The 14,741-nt window shown below is 60.9% G+C and carries 13 protein-coding genes and 1 pseudogene; 2 read left to right on the top strand and 12 right to left on the bottom strand.

Annotated features, from left to right (window positions below):
- Positions 1 to 39: 39 nt before the first annotated feature.
- The 8 genes from ldtE to HMPREF9538_RS0128370 all read right to left on the bottom strand — a co-directional run bounded on the left by ldtE (position 40) and on the right by HMPREF9538_RS0128370 (position 7,331).
- Entirely contained in the window at positions 40 to 1,026 is a 987-nt protein-coding gene (ldtE, locus tag HMPREF9538_RS04520; protein ID WP_004143241.1) for a L,D-transpeptidase LdtE, read from the bottom strand.
- 99 nt (positions 1,027 to 1,125) lie between these two features.
- Positions 1,126 to 1,542 (bottom strand): cysteine desulfuration protein SufE, encoded by a 417-nt coding sequence (gene sufE / locus HMPREF9538_RS04525; protein WP_002908865.1) that lies wholly within the window; start codon positions 1,540 to 1,542, stop codon positions 1,126 to 1,128.
- A gap of 11 nt (positions 1,543 to 1,553) precedes the next feature.
- Positions 1,554 to 2,774 (bottom strand): cysteine desulfurase SufS, encoded by a 1,221-nt coding sequence (gene sufS, locus HMPREF9538_RS04530; protein WP_002908867.1) that lies wholly within the window; start codon positions 2,772 to 2,774, stop codon positions 1,554 to 1,556.
- The gene (sufD, locus tag HMPREF9538_RS04535; RefSeq protein WP_002908869.1) at positions 2,771 to 4,045 is read right to left on the bottom strand and encodes a Fe-S cluster assembly protein SufD; all 1,275 of its coding nucleotides are present in this window, start codon (positions 4,043 to 4,045) and stop codon (positions 2,771 to 2,773) included. The genes sufS and sufD overlap by 4 nt, the downstream gene beginning before the upstream one ends.
- A complete protein-coding gene (gene sufC, locus HMPREF9538_RS04540) occupies positions 4,020 to 4,766 on the bottom strand; it encodes a Fe-S cluster assembly ATPase SufC (protein WP_002908876.1) in 747 nt (248 codons plus the stop codon). Before sufC ends, sufD begins: the two co-directional genes overlap by 26 nt.
- 16 nt (positions 4,767 to 4,782) lie before the next feature.
- On the bottom strand, positions 4,783 to 6,270 hold the full coding sequence (gene sufB, locus HMPREF9538_RS04545; protein ID WP_002908877.1) for a Fe-S cluster assembly protein SufB: 1,488 nt from the start codon (positions 6,268 to 6,270) through the stop codon (positions 4,783 to 4,785).
- 2 nt (positions 6,271 to 6,272) lie between these two features.
- Positions 6,273 to 6,650 (bottom strand): Fe-S cluster assembly scaffold SufA, encoded by a 378-nt coding sequence (sufA, locus tag HMPREF9538_RS04550; RefSeq protein ID WP_004143232.1) that lies wholly within the window; start codon positions 6,648 to 6,650, stop codon positions 6,273 to 6,275.
- Positions 6,651 to 7,133: 483 nt separating this feature from the next.
- Entirely contained in the window at positions 7,134 to 7,331 is a 198-nt protein-coding gene (locus HMPREF9538_RS0128370; protein WP_002908880.1) for a hypothetical protein, read from the bottom strand.
- Between HMPREF9538_RS0128370 and HMPREF9538_RS32475 the strand changes: the two are divergent.
- Together HMPREF9538_RS32475 and lldD are read left to right on the top strand one after the other, a co-directional pair.
- Positions 7,330 to 7,422: pseudogene (locus HMPREF9538_RS32475) on the top strand (hypothetical protein); the annotation flags it as partial. The gene HMPREF9538_RS0128370 and the pseudogene HMPREF9538_RS32475 overlap by 2 nt on opposite strands.
- A gap of 288 nt (positions 7,423 to 7,710) precedes the next feature.
- Positions 7,711 to 8,895 carry an FMN-dependent L-lactate dehydrogenase LldD gene (gene lldD / locus HMPREF9538_RS04555; RefSeq protein WP_009486078.1) on the top strand — a complete coding sequence of 395 codons (1,185 nt, stop codon included), beginning with the start codon at positions 7,711 to 7,713 and terminating at the stop codon, positions 8,893 to 8,895.
- Positions 8,896 to 8,950: 55 nt separating this feature from the next.
- On the opposite strand, the gene HMPREF9538_RS04560 is transcribed toward lldD, so the two are convergent.
- The 4 genes from HMPREF9538_RS04560 to HMPREF9538_RS04575 form a co-directional block, all read right to left on the bottom strand.
- On the bottom strand, positions 8,951 to 12,043 hold the full coding sequence (locus HMPREF9538_RS04560) for an efflux RND transporter permease subunit (RefSeq protein WP_009486077.1): 3,093 nt from the start codon (positions 12,041 to 12,043) through the stop codon (positions 8,951 to 8,953).
- Positions 12,040 to 13,149: an efflux RND transporter periplasmic adaptor subunit gene (locus tag HMPREF9538_RS04565; protein ID WP_009486076.1), complete on the bottom strand. Its 1,110-nt coding sequence runs from the start codon at positions 13,147 to 13,149 to the stop codon at positions 12,040 to 12,042. Before HMPREF9538_RS04565 ends, HMPREF9538_RS04560 begins: the two co-directional genes overlap by 4 nt.
- 74 nt (positions 13,150 to 13,223) lie before the next feature.
- Positions 13,224 to 13,838, bottom strand: a complete 615-nt coding sequence (locus HMPREF9538_RS04570) for a TetR/AcrR family transcriptional regulator (protein ID WP_004143215.1) — start codon at positions 13,836 to 13,838, stop codon at positions 13,224 to 13,226.
- Positions 13,839 to 13,933: 95 nt separating this feature from the next.
- A partial coding sequence (locus tag HMPREF9538_RS04575) for a hypothetical protein (protein WP_009486075.1) occupies positions 13,934 to 14,741 on the bottom strand: 808 nt, incomplete at its 5' end.

Genomic DNA, 14,741 nt, shown 5'->3' with positions numbered 1-14,741 from the left:
GCACTCTGTGCGCCATTTTTTTTGCCCTCAGCATGAGGGCTATTGGGTAAGCAGACCGTTGTCAGACGAACTATTCTGCGCCGACAGCGACGTCGCCGTGCTACCTGCCCCCGCCGACACCACCACCGGATACCCCGCCCTTCTCGACATCGCTTTTTTCAACTGCAGGTCATCCACTGCTTTATCCTCTGCGAAGGCGTGAAACGCCGCTGGCAGCGTGTAAGCGATGGTCCGGGTGTTTTCCCCTTCGGTCTGCGAAAGCGGCCTGTGGACTTCGACATAGCGTTTACCATCCGGCTCGACGGCAAACTTCACCGGCTGATTGATAATCCGTACCGGCGTCCCGGTTTTCACCTGGCTGAACAGCGCTTTGATGTCATCAGCGTTCATCCGCATACAGCCCGAGCTGACGCGCAGACCAACGCTGTCTGGGGCGTTAGTTCCGTGGATGAGATATTCACCGTTACCGTAGGCCAGACGCAGCGCATAGCGGCCCAGGGGATTGTTCGGTCCGGCCGGGACCACCGCTGGCAGCGTCACCCCTTTCTCCAGCGAGCGCGCGCGGATGCCGGCGGTAGGCGTCCAGGTAGGGTTAGGGATCTTCTGCCCCACGCGGGTGGTCATCTCCGGCGTTTCCAGACCTAACTGGCCAATGCCCAGCGGATAGACCTGCACCTGATTCTCTCCCGGCGGGAAGTAATACAGCCGCAGTTCGGCGAGGTTGACGACAATGCCCTCCCTCGGCACGTCGGGCAGCAGCATCTGAGAAGGGATAAGGACCTGAGTGCCGGGCTTCGGCTGCACCGGCGCAATCGTATCGTTGGCTTCGAGGATCAGCATCGCCGCGGTATCGAAATGGCGCGCAATCGCCTGCAGGTTGCGATCTCCCTCCTGGACCGTCCAGTACTGATTCTGACCAATCAGCCGACTGTTGGCGGGAGGAAGCGGGTAATCAACGGCCCAGGCGGCCGTGGAGGCGCCAAGGGCGCTGAGAAGGGCTAAGGTGATCATCGTTTTGCGTTTCATACTGAGATTCCTTCTTTCGCTGATAAAACGCCAGGAGACTGAACGGCGGCAGGGTCAGCGCCCTGCCGGACGTAACAGAATGAAATCTACCTGTTTATTCTAGCTAATATTTGCCGCTTTCGCGCGTATCGCGCGGATCATGGCTTCGAGGCCTTGCGAGCGGGAGGGGGTGAGATGCTGGGTGAGCGCCATTTTTTCAAACCACGGACGCACGTCGAACTCGGTGATGTCCTGAGCGGTCATCCGGTCATAGAGGATAAACACCACCGCTATCAGACCCTTGACGATCGCCGCATCGCTATCGCCGCGCAGGGTGATCACGCCTGTGGGATCCTGGTCCATCACGATCCAGACCTGGCTTTGACAGCCCTGAATAATGTTCTGCACGCTATGTTCTTCCGGGCTTAGCGGCGCCAGACGCTGGCCAAGCTCGATGATATAGAGATACTTCTCTTCCCAGTTGGCGCAACGGCTAAAGTTACGCAACAGTTTGTCTTTGTCCGGTAGTGCCGCCATTGTCCCGTCCTTTACCCTAACAGTTTGCGGATCCGCTGGAGGCCGGCCACCAGGCGGTCCACCTCTTCCGTGGTATTGTACATCGCCAGCGATGCCCGACACATAGCCGGTACCTGATACCGGGCCATCAACGGCATCGCGCAGTGGTGTCCGGTGCGCACGGCGATCCCGTAGTTATCGAGGAAGCTGCCGACGTCATAGGCGTGATGCTGACCGAGGTTGAAAGCAATTACCCCTTTACGCTGCGCCGGGCCGTAAAGGATCAGATCCGGTACCGCGCGCAGGGCATCGAGCGCGTAGCGCATCAGCGTCTGCTCATACTCGGCAATCTGCGTCAGTCCCAGCTGGCTGACGTAGGTCAGCGCCGCGCCGAGGCCGATGATCCCCCCGGTATTCGGCGTGCCGGCCTCAAAGCGCCACGGCGCCTGATTCCAGGTGGTGCCCTCCGTCAGGCTGACGGTGGCGATCATCGACCCGCCCCCTTCCCAAGGCGCCATCGTCTGCAGCAGCTCGGACCGGGCGTAGAGCACGCCGATCCCGGTCGGCCCATACAGCTTGTGGGCGGAGAAAACATAAAAATCGCAGCCCAGCGCCTGGACGTCCACCGGGTGGTGCATCACCGCCTGGGCGCCATCCACCAGCACTTTCGCGCCATGCTGATGCGCAAGAGCAATCAGCGCCGCCAGCGGGTTTTCCGTCCCCAGCACGTTGGAGACCTCGGTTATCGCCAGCAGGCGGGTGCGCGGGTCAAACAGTCCCGGGACAACATCCAGTTGCAGCGTACCGTCCGGGTTCAGGGGGATCACCCGCAGCTCAGCCCCGACGCGGGCGCACAGCATCTGCCACGGCACAATATTGGCGTGGTGCTCCATTTCGCTGATGATGATGTTATCCCCGGCGCCGACGTTGGCGTTTCCCCAGCTGTTGGCCACCAGGTTGATACCCTCGGTGGTGCCGCGGACGAACACCACTTCCTCCGCCGACCCGGCGTTAAGGAAGGTGGCCGCCTGCTGACGCACGGCTTCCATCCGCGCGGTGGCTTCCGCGCTGAGGGTATGGATGCCGCGGTGCACCGCCGCGTAGCCGTGGCGATAGAATTCCGCTTCGGCGCCGATCACTGCCTCCGGCTTCTGGGCGCTGGCGGCGCTGTCGAGATAGACCAGCGGCTGACCGTTGACCTCCCGGTTCAGTACCGGAAAATCGGCGCGAACCTGTTCTACTGAAAATGTCATACAGTGCCTCCCGGCAAACGCTGTCCAATACGCGCCAGCACCTGCTCTCTGAGCGCGTCGCTGCGGATAGCCTCGGTGAGCTCGGCGGCGAAGGCGTAGAGGATCATCTGCTGCGCCGCCTGCTGTTCGATACCTCGCGAGCGCAGATAGAACAGCTGCTCTTCGTCAATGCGCCCCACCGTCGCCCCGTGGCTGCATTTCACGTCATCGGCGTAAATTTCCAGCTGCGGTTTGGTGTCGACCTCCGCCAGCCGCCCGAGCAGCAGATTATTGTTGGTCATCTGACCGTCGGTTTTCAGCGCGAGCGGCGCGACGTTGATCAGCCCGTTAAACACCGCCCGCCCCTTATCGCTGACGATGGTTTTGTGCAGCTGGCGGCTGGTGCAGTAGCCGACCTGATGGTCGAGCCAGGTGCGGCTATCGCAGACCTCATTTTTCACCGGCATCGCCAGCGAATTGAGGCGCAGGTTGCTGTTTTCGCCGCCCAGGCGGGTGCTGGTCTGGTGACGCAGCACCTGGCCGCCAAGCAGGAAACTGCTGCTGAAAGCCGAGGCGTCGCGGCCCAGCAGCAGGTCGTTATGGGCGAAGTGATAGCTGCGGGCATTCTCAAATGCCAGCTTGATATGCTGGAGGTGCGCGTTATCGGCCACCGTCATGGTCAATCGCCCGCCGGTGAAATGCGGCTGCTCATTGAGGCTCAGGTAATGCTCGACAATCGTCGCCTCCGCCCCGCTCTCCAGCGCCAGGTGATGGCGATAGTGGGCGGTATTCAGCGCATCGCCGGCCAGGCCACTAGTGATATGCATCAGCAGCAGCGGTTTATCCAGGCGGCGGTTGCGCGGCACGCGAATGCGGGTCACCGTCTGGGCCAGGCTTTCGGTCAGATGGAGAAACACCTCCGGCTGCAGGGCATCCGGCAGATGCTGGCGCTGATTATCGACACTGACCTCCACGCCGCTGGCGGCAAGATCGTCGCTCAGCTGAGGATGATAGCGGCCATCGATAAACACCAGCCGCCAGGCGTCCAGCGGCAGCGCCAGCGCATCACGCTGTTCAGCACTGAGAGAGGCCCCCTCATCGGCGACAAAGCGACCGTTAAGTAGGGCATCCAGCGGAGTGTATTTCCAGTCCTCGTGCTTGCGCGTCGGCAGCCCAAGGCGCAGCAGCTGCTGCAGATGCTGACTGGCCTCCGGGGTACGCGGGCCGCCCTGCGCTTCAAACAGATGGTGCCACTGCTGCAGCGCGTTACTGCTGTTCGGTAAGCCAGCCATAGCCCTGCTCCTCCAGCTGTTTGACCAGAGAGAAATCGCCCGACTTCACAATCCGCCCCTGATACAACACATGGACATAGTCCGGCTTGATATAGTCAAGGATGCGCTGATAGTGGGTGACAATGATAAAGGCGCGTTTGCCGTCGCGCAGGGCATTCACTCCCTGGGAGACGATTTTCAGGGCATCGATATCCAACCCCGAATCCGATTCATCGAGAATGCACAGCTCCGGCTCAAGCACCGCCATTTGCAGAATATCGTTGCGCTTTTTCTCACCGCCGGAGAAGCCAACGTTCACCGAGCGGGTCAGGAGATCTTCCGGCATCTGCAGCAGCTTGATCTTTTCTTCCATTAAGTCCTGGAAATCGAAACGATCCAGCGCCTCCTGGCCACGATAGTTGCGCACGGCATTCAGCGCAGTCTGCAGGAAAAACTGGTTGCTGACGCCGGGGATCTCTACCGGATACTGGAAGGCCATAAAGATACCTTCCCCGGCGCGATCTTCCGCAGCGAGTTCGAGCAGGTTTTTGCCCTTAAATTCAACGCGACCGCCAGTCACCTCATAATCTTCACGCCCGGCCAGGGTGGCCGAAAGCGTACTTTTGCCTGAGCCGTTCGGCCCCATAATGGCGTGGACCTCTCCCGGGCGCACCTCAAGGTTCAGCCCGCGCAGGATCGCTTTATCTTCGACGGCGACGTGTAAATCTTGAATACTTAACATCTTTTTTCCTTAATTATCAGCCGACGCTATGTTCAAGGCTAATGGCCAGCAATTTTTGCGCCTCTACAGCGAACTCCAGCGGCAGCTCGGAGAAGACGTCTTTACAGAAACCGTTGACGATCATCGAGATGGCATCGTCTTCGCTGATCCCGCGCTGCAGGCAGTAGAACAATTGATCTTCGCCAATCCGCGAGGTGGTCGCCTCGTGCTCCAGCTGGGCGCTGTTGTTGCGGCATTCAACATACGGGAAGGTATGCGCCCCGCAGTCCGGGCCGATCAGCATCGAATCGCACTGGGTATAGTTGCGGGCGTTGGTGGCGGTCGGCATGATTTTGACCAGCCCGCGATAGCTGTTCTGACTGTGTCCGGCGGAGATCCCTTTCGAGATGATGGTCGAGCGGGTGTTCTTGCCGATATGGATCATTTTGGTGCCGGTGTCCGCCTGCTGATGGCCGCTGGTCAGCGCCACCGAAAAGAATTCGCCGATCGAGTTATCGCCGCGCAGGATGCAGCTGGGGTATTTCCAGGTGATGGCCGAGCCGGTTTCCGACTGGGTCCATGACATTTTGCTGTTCTCCCCTTCGCACAGGGCGCGCTTGGTGACGAAGTTGAGGATCCCGCCGGTGTTGTTATCGCCGGGGAACCAGTTCTGCACCGTGGAGTATTTCACTTCCGCGTCTTTATGGATGATGACTTCAACGACCGCGGCATGCAGCTGATAGCTGTCGCGCACCGGCGCCGAGCAGCCTTCAATATAGCTGACGTAGCTGCCTTCATCAGCCACCAGAATGGTGCGTTCAAACTGCCCGGTCTTTTCGGCGTTGATGCGGAAATAGGTCGACAGCTCCATCGGGCAGCGGACGCCCTTCGGCACATAGATAAAGGTGCCGTCCGAAGCCACCGCGGCGTTCAGCGCGGCAAAGAAGTTGTCATTCCCCGGCACTACGGTGCCCAGATACTTTTTCACCAGTTCCGGATGATCGTGGATCGCCTCGCCGAAAGAACAGAAGATGATCCCCTGCTCGGCCAGCTTTTCTCGGTAGGTGGTCGCCACCGACACCGAGTCAAATATCGCGTCCACCGCCACCTCGCGCCCTTCGCGTACCGGCACGCCCAGCTGGTTAAAGGCTTCTTCCACCTCGCTGGTCAGAAAGGTATTGGCCCCGGTCTGCTGCACCGCGCCAGGCTCGGAGGCGCAGGTCTCATCGCAGTTGCCGCAGGAGGGCGCGGAATAGTAGCTGTAATCCTGATAATTCAGCTTATCGTAATGCGCTTTCAGCCAGTGCGGCTCCTCCATTTCCAGCCACGCCCGGTAGGCATTCAGACGAAACTCCAACATCCACTGCGGCTCATTGCGGCGAGCCGAGATAGCCCGAACGACTTCTTCATTAATGCCTTTGGCCAGCTCATCGGTTTGCAGGCGAGTAAAAAAGCCCTCTTTGTAGTTGAGCGGGCCGCCGGTCCAGGTTTTGACATCGTCAGTTGCTTCAGTATTACGCGACATAGTTACTCCGCCTGCACCCCAAAACTTTCGCCGCAGCCGCACTCATGCTGCGCTTTCGGGTTATGAAATTTAAAGATTTCATTTAAACCTTCCCGGACATAATCCAGCTCGGTGCCGTCGATGAACGGCATCGCCTGCAGCGGCGCAAACAGCTTCGCCCCGTCAGATTCAAAGAGCAGATCGTCGGGCGCCGGCTCGGCAATCATTTCGAGCACATAGCCAAAACCAGCGCAGCCGCTGGTTTTAATGCCCAGCCGCAGCCCTTTCTTATCCGGCTGCTTGCGCATCAGATCGCGGATATGCGCGGCAGCGGCCGGCGTCATGGTCAGTCCCTGCCAGCTGAAATCGGCGGGATTAAAAGTTCCTGCTTGTACTTCCATCGATAGACCTCCAGGTTGGCGCCATCAAGGCATACCGCCATGTTAGTGATAATGATTATCACTTCAACCCTTCTGCAGCAGGGGTATTGCCTCATTTAGTGCTTTTTATAAGCATAGACCCTCGCCCGGGGATTATCAGGGCGTGCAAATAGAACTTAATGCATTGATTTATAATATGTTATTTTGAAATCATTCTATCTCCGCACGCAATGGCAAAGATGTATCGAAAATACCGATTTATGCAATAGCGGCAGACCACCTTGCTGGTTATCCTTTGCAGGCGAACATAAAGTGACAACGTAACAGAAAGACCATGCCAGCGCGGGGCGCAACCCCGGCCATACGCTAGAAAAAAGCGGGCAGTGAAAGCGCCTGCCGGTAACGCTTCAGGAAAGGAATAAGCGCCGCTCGCCTGGCCGCATTCGGGGAATAAAAACCAAAATAAAACGGGCAAACGGGGCTGCCAGGCGGGATACCGGCTGGCTAGGTGCCTTTACTCACCAGCCGGGCGGCCTGGACAAAGACCTCATCCTCTACCCCGTCCCCCTTCTGTCTGCCCAGCCTCACCAGTTCATCCACGATACTCCCCTGATTAATCTGCTTTTGTGTAGCCACTAAGCTAATGACCGCCGCGCCGATGGCCATGCCAATCAATGCCGTTTGTTCATCTTTATCTTTCATGGTGTCGCTCCGTCTGTCCTCCTCAGAAAGGCTAGCAAAAGATACCATCTGCTCAATTTCAAATTCATCTTCTTTACACCTCCCGGAAAACGCAGGCGCCGCACTGACCTCTCCTTCCCCCTGGTGGCGATGGCGCAAAGCGCTGTCGCCTCATACCGGGTCTTTATTTTGCCAGCTTCACGTTGCGCGGAAATAAATAAAAATAACGCGCGCGCCGAAGAGTAAAAAAAGGAAATAGCAGCCTCAGCGATAAAACCAGATTATTCCAGCAGGGAATAGCTGGAATGCTAATATTTCATTTCCTCGCCGGTTTTTAGAGGCCTATAGTTTTTTTACCTGCAGAACATCCACTAAGGTTAAAAAACATAAGGACATAATAATGATTGTTTCAGCCCCCAGCGATTATCGCGAAGCCGCTCGTCGTCGTCTGCCCCGCTTCCTTTTCGATTATATTGACGGTGGCGCGGTGGCGGAAAACACCATGAACGCCAACGCCGCCGAGCTTGCCTCGGTAGCTCTTCGCCAGCGCGTACTGTGCGGGGCCGGCGAACCGACGCTGGCGACCACGATCCTTGATGACGCATGGGCGATGCCCGTGGCGCTGGGGCCCGTCGGCGCCACCGGGATGTACGCCCGCCGCGGCGAAGTCCAGGCGGCCCGCGCCGCCTCCCGCGCCGGGATCCCGTACACCTTATCCACCGTGTCGGTCTGCTCGATTGAAGAGGTGGCGAGCCACGCCAGCGGCGCGCTCTGGTCCCAGCTGTACGTACTGAAAGATCGCGGCTATATGCGTAACGCGCTGGAGCGCGCCTGGGCCGCTGGCATGAAAACCCTGGTATTTACCGTCGATATGCCAATCCCCGGCTCGCGGTATCGCGATAACCGCTCAGGGATGTCCGGGCCGCACGCCACCCTGCGACAATATCTCCAGGCTTGCACCCATCCGCGCTGGGCGATGAACGTCGGGCTGGCGGGCAGACCCCTGTCGTTTGGTAATATCGAAGCCTACACCGGCCACAAAATGACCATGGACGACTATATGGGGTTCATCAGCAACAACTTCGACCCGTCCATCGCCTGGCACGATCTGGAGTGGATCCGCGACAGCTGGCAAGGGAAATTAATCATCAAAGGGATCCTCGATGCCGACGATGCGCGCAATGCCGTGCGGCTGGGCGCCGATGGTATTGTGGTGTCGAATCATGGCGGCAGACAGCTCGATGGCGCCATCCCCACCGCCCGGGCGCTGCCCAGGGTGGTGGATGCGGTCGGCGACGATCTGACAGTGCTTGCCGATTCCGGGGTGCGCTCCGGCGTGGACGTTATACGTCTGCTGGCCCTCGGCGCGAAAGGCGTGCTGCTCGGTCGGGCCTATATTTATGCCCTGGCCGCGGCGGGCGAAGCGGGCGTGGCGCATCTGCTGCGCTTATTTGCCGAGGATATGAAGGTTACCATGACCCTCACCGGCGCGACCTCGCCATCGGCCATCAGCCTCGATTGTCTTGATCGCCTCGAACAGGATCAACACCGCACTCATGCGGTGCCGGTATCCTTACCCGCCTGACGCTGCCCGGGACCTGGCCTGGCCATGTGCCTCGCCCAGGTCCGGCAAAGTGGAATTACCTCTGAAGGTGCAACTCTGTCTGTTGTACCGTGTTCGCCGGGCGGATGCGGAACCAGATCGCGTACATGGCCGGCAGGAAGATAAGGGTCATGATGGTTCCCCCCAGCGTCCCGCCAATCAGCGTATAGGCGAGCGTTCCCCAGAAGACCGACTGGGTGAGCGGAATGAACGCCAGGATCGCCGCCAGCGCGGTCAGCAGAACCGGGCGGGCGCGCTGCACCGTCGCCTCCACCACCGCGTGGAACGGATCGAGCCCCGCCTGTTGGTTATGATGGATTTGGCCAATCAGGATCAGCGTATTGCGCATCAGGATCCCCGACAGGGCGATCAGGCCCACCAGGGCATTGATGCCAAACGGCTGATTGAACAGCAGCAGCGTCGGGACCACGCCAATCAGCCCCAGCGGCGCGGTCAGGAAAACCATGACCATCGCCGACAGCGAACGCACCTGCAGGATAATGATCAGCAGCGTGAGGGCGATCATTATCGGAAATAACGGCACCATCGCCCGGGTGGCCTTGCCGGATTCCTCAATCGACCCCGCCGTCTCGATGCGATAGCCAGGCGGCAGCGAGTCGATAATGGGCTGCAGCGGCTTCATCAGCGCGGTGGAGACATCCGGCGGCTGCAGGTTCTCCGCAACATCTCCGCGGACGGTGATGATCGGCGTGCGGTCGCGACGGCGAAGCAGCGGGTCCTCCATCCTGATCGACACGTCGCCAATCTGTGACAAGGGAACCCGCTGCCCGCCGCTGCCCACCAGGGTGAAGTCGGCGATTTTCGCCGGATCCAGACGGATGTCGCCCGCCGCGCGGCCGATCACCTGCACGGCGCGAATATCTTCCCGGACGGTGGTGATCGGGATCCCTGACAGCAGGAACTGCAGCTGCTGGGCGACGGACTGGGAGCTGAGTCCGCTCGCCTGCAGCCGGTCCTGATTGAAGCTGAAATGCATCACCGGTACCCGCGAACCCCAGTCGGTATTGACGGTGCGCATCAGCGGACTGGCCTGCAGCACCGATTTAACCCGCTCGGCGATGTCGAGCAGAGCGTGCGGATCGGGCCCCATCACCCGCCAGGCGACCGGATAAGGCGAATAAGGGCCAAACACCAGCTGAGTGACGCGCACCCGCGCCTCCGGCGCCAGGCCATTGACCACCGCCTCCCGCAGCCGCCGCTTGAGCGCCTCGCGGGCACCCTGCCCGTCGGTCAACACCACTAGTTTGGCGAAGGAGGGATCGGGCAATTCCGGAGCCATCGCCAGGTAAAAGCGCGGCGCGCCCTGGCCGATATAGCTGGTGACAATCTTCGCCTCCGGCTGCCGCTGCAGCCAGTGCTCAATTTTCGCCGCCGCGGCGCTGGTCTGGCTAATCGACGACCCGTAAGGCAGCTGCACTTCAACCAGCACTTCCGGACGATCGGAGGTGGGGAAAAACTGCTTGTTCACCACGCTCATGCCCAGGATCGCCACGATAAACAGCGCCACCACTCCGGCGGCCACGCGCCATTTATGAGCAATAACCCGGGTCAGCAGCCGACGGAAGCGCTGATAGCGCGGGGTGTCATACAGCGCGGCGTGGCCGGCCGCCGCTGGCTTTCTGTCCGGCAACAGGTGCACCCCCAGCCAGGGGGTAAAAATCACCGCCACAATCCAGGAGGCAATCAGCGCGATACCGACGATCCAGAACACATTGCTGGCGTACTCCCCGGCGGTGGACTGCGCAAATCCATTGGGCATAAAGCCCACGGCCGTCACCAGGGTACCGGCCAGCATGGGCGCGGCGGTATGGCTCCAGGCATAGGCCGAGGCTTTGAGGCGGTCATACCCCTCCTCCATTTTGACCACCATCATTTCGATGGCAATGATGGCATCATCCACCAGCAGCCCCAGGGCGAGGATCAGCGAGCCGAGAGTGATGCGGTCGAAGTTTTTGCCGGTCGCCGCCATCACCACAAACACCACGGCGAGGGTTAAAGGCACCGCCGCCGCGACCACCACGCCCACGCGCCACCCCATGCTGACAAAGCACACCGCCATCACCACCAGCAGGGCGACAAAGAATTTGATCATGAACTCATCGACCGCGGCGCTGATATTCACCGACTGATCGGTCACTTTGCTCAACGACATGCCGAGCGGCAGGCTCTGATTGATGCTGGTCGTTTCGGCGTCCAGCGCTTTCCCCAGCGCCAGACCATTCCAGCCCTCGCGCATCACCACGCCCAGCAGCAGCGCCGGTTCGCCCTGATGGCGGATCAGGAAGGTGGCGGGATCTTCATATCCCCGCTCAACCGTGGCGACATCGGCCAGTTTCAGCGTTCTGCCCCCGGCAATAATCGGCGTGTCGCGGATCTGCTGCAGGCGGTCAAACGCCCCGTCGAGGCGGATAAAGATCTGCCCGCCCCGGGTCTCGATAGCCCCGGCGGCGGTCAGCACATTCTGGCTGTTCAGCGCGGCAAAAATCGCCTCCGGCGAGAGACCCAGGGTGGCGAGACGGTCATGAGAAAACGAGAGATAAATGCGCTCCGCCTGTTCGCCGAGGATATTCACTTTTTTCACCCCGGGTACATGCAGCAGCTGCTGGCGTAAGGCTTCGGCGTCACGCACCAGCTGCCGCGGCGGCTCTCCACGCGCCTTCAGGGCAAAGAGGGCAAAGGTGACGTCGGCGAATTCGTCATTCATCATCGGACCGGAGACGCCGGCAGGCAGATTTTTCGCCTCATCGCCGAGCTTCTTGCGCGCCTGATAAAACTGCTCCGGCACCTCGGAAGGCGGGGTCTGATCCTGCAGCGACAGGGTTATCAACGCCATGCCCGGGCGGGTATAGGTCTCCGTGCGATCGTACCACTTTAGCTCCTGGAGCCGTTTTTCCAGCGGCTCGGCGACCTGATCCTGCATCTCCTGCGCGGTGGCGCCGGGCCAGACGGTAATGACCGTCATTTGCTTGACCGTAAAGGGCGGATCTTCCGCTCGCCCGAGTCCGAAGAACGCCACCAGCCCGGCGACGGAGATTAGGATAATCAAAAACAGGGTCACCGACCGCTCGCAGACGGCCAGCGCGGAGAGATTAAAACGCCCGGCGCTCATGGCTGGCTCCCGGCGGCATTATGCTCGCGTCGTTCCGCCAGCCGCACCGCCTCGCCCTGGTGCAGAAGATGGGCGCCCAGGGCGACGATCGGCTCGCCGGGCTTCAGCGGGCCGGTCACCTGCGCGGTTTCATCATTCAGGCCGAGCACGGTCACCGGTTGCCAGGAGACGGTGGCCGGACGAGAGGCAATGCGCCAGACGCCAGGGCCGTTACCCGGATCGTAGACCGACGCCAGGGGCACCTCCAGCACCTGGCCTGGCGCCTGGTCGTTGCCGATGCGCAGGGTCACGGTAGACCCCAGCGGGGCATTCGCCAGCGCTCCGTTCAGCACATAGCGCGCTTCAAAGGTGCGGGTGGTGGCGTCAGCCGCGTCCGAAAGCAGGCGCAGGGTCGCCGTGACCGGCTGAGATTCGCTGCCATAGCGTGTCGCCAGCGCCTCGCTGCCGACCGCCGGGCGCACCGTCTCCGGCAGTTGCACCCGCGCTTCGCGCTGCCCCGCCCGCGCCAGGCGGATCACCACCTGCCCGGCGCTGACCACCTGCCCCGGCTCAGCGAGGGTTTCCACCACCACGCCGTCAGCATCCGCCAGCAGTCCGGCATAGCCGGTGGCGTTTTGCGCCACATTGGCCTGCGCCTGGGCCGCGCTGAGGTCGGCTCTCGCCGCCTCTGCTGCCGCGTTAATCTGGTCGAATTCCGCGGCAGAGATGGCGCCGCTCGCCACCAGGCCGCGATAGCGGGCCAGATCGTTGGCCGCCTTTTTGGCTCGCGCCCGCGCGGCATCTACGGCCCGCTGTTGGGACTGCGCCTGCAAGGCTAGATCAGCCGGATCCAGGCGCAGCAGCAGCTGACCGCGCTTGACGCTCTGCCCGGTTTCCACCCGCCGTTCAAGCACTTTTCCCGCCACCCTGAAACCGAGGTCGCTTTGGGTTCGGGCCACTATCACGCCGGTAAAGGCCCGCGAGCCGGCCTCCGCGCGCTCGACGGTCGCCACCCGGACCAGCGGCGGCCGGATGCGGGGGTCGTCATGATCGGCAGGTTCGCCGCAGCCCGCGAGGGCCAGCGGCAGGAGGCAGACGGCAAGATGGACGGCGTTGAGCCTGAGCATGGGTCACCTTAATGAAAAGACCGGATGGTGACCGCATTCTCAGACTAGTGACCAATAAAGTCAATAGTCACTCATCAGGGGGAGAGACTTCTCAGGATCAGGGAGGCAAGCAGCACCGCCGCGGTGGGCGCGGTGTCGAGATTGTATTGCAACTGCACCGGGTTGATGAAAGGACACATCACCATATAGACCGCCAGGGTCGCTTCATCCAGCGGGGTTTTGCGCTCGAACTCACCCGCCTGGCGGCCTTCGACAAGAATTTGACCAATCAGCTGCTGCAGATGACCGGCATACTGTTCCGTTGAAGGCCATTTATCGCGCGCCGCGACGGCGGCGATGTCGTACAGTTTGCGATCCTCGAAAAACAGTTCACTGCCGGCCTCGGTCAGCGCCCGGAACAGGCGGCGCAGTTTCTCGCTGGCGGACGGCGCATCGGCGATGGCCGCGCTGACGGCCACCATGATCTTCTCCAGCCGGCTGGCGCAAATCGCCTCGCCAATCGCCTGCTTGGAGTCAAAGAATTTATAGATATAGGCTTTGGAAAAGCCTATCGCTTTGGCGAGATCGGTGACCGTCGTTTTCTCATAGCCATAGCGACTAAAGTGCGCCATGGCCGCGTCAAGAATCTGGTCCCGAACGCTGTGGTCATGGGGACCACGGCTTGCAGGGGTGGGGGTATTTTTCGTCATCCGTTTAGCTTAATGCGATCGCTATCGTTTGACAACGAGTGACGTTATTATGATTTGGTCACAATAACGCCCCGCTCTGTGATCCTCTTGCCGCGTTACGCCTCACCCGCCTCTTGGTTTATCGCGCCGGCGGGCAGACAACCCAGGCCTTGCAGCGTCTGATAAACCGCGCTGTCGAGCGGGGTATGCGGTTCCGCGCCTAAAATATCAACCAGTTTATCGTTGCGCAGGCGTACCGGCAGACGCCAGAGATAGTGCATCTCGACCATTTCGCGCAGGGTGGCGTTGAAGGGCGCCGCCAGCTTCACCAGCCACCAGGGAAAAGACTTCACTGCCGCTCGGCCGCCATAGCGGGCGACCACCCGCTGGATCGCCTGACTCATTTCGCTGCCGTCCGGGTCCCAGTGGCCCTGCATATGAAAGCGGGCGAACGGCTCAAGCTCGCGCCTGCGGGCGAGCAGCGCGGCGATGGTGGCGGCCACGTCGGGCAGCCAGGCCCACTGATGCCCGACGCCGATCGCCCCCGGGTAGCTAATGATGCGGGGAAGCTGACCAGGCTTGACCAGCCCCTGCGAAAACCAATTATTTCCGGCGCGCGGGCCAAAAAAATCGCCCGCCCGAACAATCAACGCCCGGCCACCGCGCTGCACGTAATCCTTCAGCGCCAGCTCCATCGCCACCCGGATGGCGCCTTTGCGGGTCACCGGCTGTTGTGCGGCCTCTTCAGCAATCAGCGGAAAGGCATCCGGTCCATAGTTGTAGACCGTGCCGGGCAGGACTACAAGCGCCCGCTGCCGTTCGGCAGCCTGCAGGGTGTTACGCAGCATAGGCAGTACCTGTTGCCGCCAGTGCCGGTAGCCCGGCGGATTCACCGCATGGACGATGACGTCGCAACCGGCAGCC

Source organism: Klebsiella sp. MS 92-3 (genome assembly GCF_000195655.1).
In the GTDB taxonomy this organism is placed as follows: domain Bacteria; phylum Pseudomonadota; class Gammaproteobacteria; order Enterobacterales; family Enterobacteriaceae; genus Klebsiella; species Klebsiella pneumoniae.
Note: the sequence above shows the minus strand (reverse complement) of the source record. Positions and strands in the feature narration are given on the sequence as shown.

Coding starts and splice junctions, on each gene's coding strand:
- ldtE (WP_004143241.1), bottom strand. CDS start 1,026: ATGAAACGCAAAACGATGATCACCTTAGCCCTTCTCAGCGCCCTTGGC.
- sufE (WP_002908865.1), bottom strand. CDS start 1,542: ATGGCGGCACTACCGGACAAAGACAAACTGTTGCGTAACTTTAGCCGT.
- sufS (WP_002908867.1), bottom strand. CDS start 2,774: ATGACATTTTCAGTAGAACAGGTTCGCGCCGATTTTCCGGTACTGAAC.
- sufD (WP_002908869.1), bottom strand. CDS start 4,045: ATGGCTGGCTTACCGAACAGCAGTAACGCGCTGCAGCAGTGGCACCAT.
- sufC (WP_002908876.1), bottom strand. CDS start 4,766: ATGTTAAGTATTCAAGATTTACACGTCGCCGTCGAAGATAAAGCGATC.
- sufB (WP_002908877.1), bottom strand. CDS start 6,270: ATGTCGCGTAATACTGAAGCAACTGACGATGTCAAAACCTGGACCGGC.
- sufA (WP_004143232.1), bottom strand. CDS start 6,650: ATGGAAGTACAAGCAGGAACTTTTAATCCCGCCGATTTCAGCTGGCAG.
- HMPREF9538_RS0128370 (WP_002908880.1), bottom strand. CDS start 7,331: ATGAAAGATAAAGATGAACAAACGGCATTGATTGGCATGGCCATCGGC.
- lldD (WP_009486078.1), top strand. CDS start 7,711: ATGATTGTTTCAGCCCCCAGCGATTATCGCGAAGCCGCTCGTCGTCGT.
- HMPREF9538_RS04560 (WP_009486077.1), bottom strand. CDS start 12,043: ATGAGCGCCGGGCGTTTTAATCTCTCCGCGCTGGCCGTCTGCGAGCGG.
- HMPREF9538_RS04565 (WP_009486076.1), bottom strand. CDS start 13,149: ATGCTCAGGCTCAACGCCGTCCATCTTGCCGTCTGCCTCCTGCCGCTG.
- HMPREF9538_RS04570 (WP_004143215.1), bottom strand. CDS start 13,838: ATGACGAAAAATACCCCCACCCCTGCAAGCCGTGGTCCCCATGACCAC.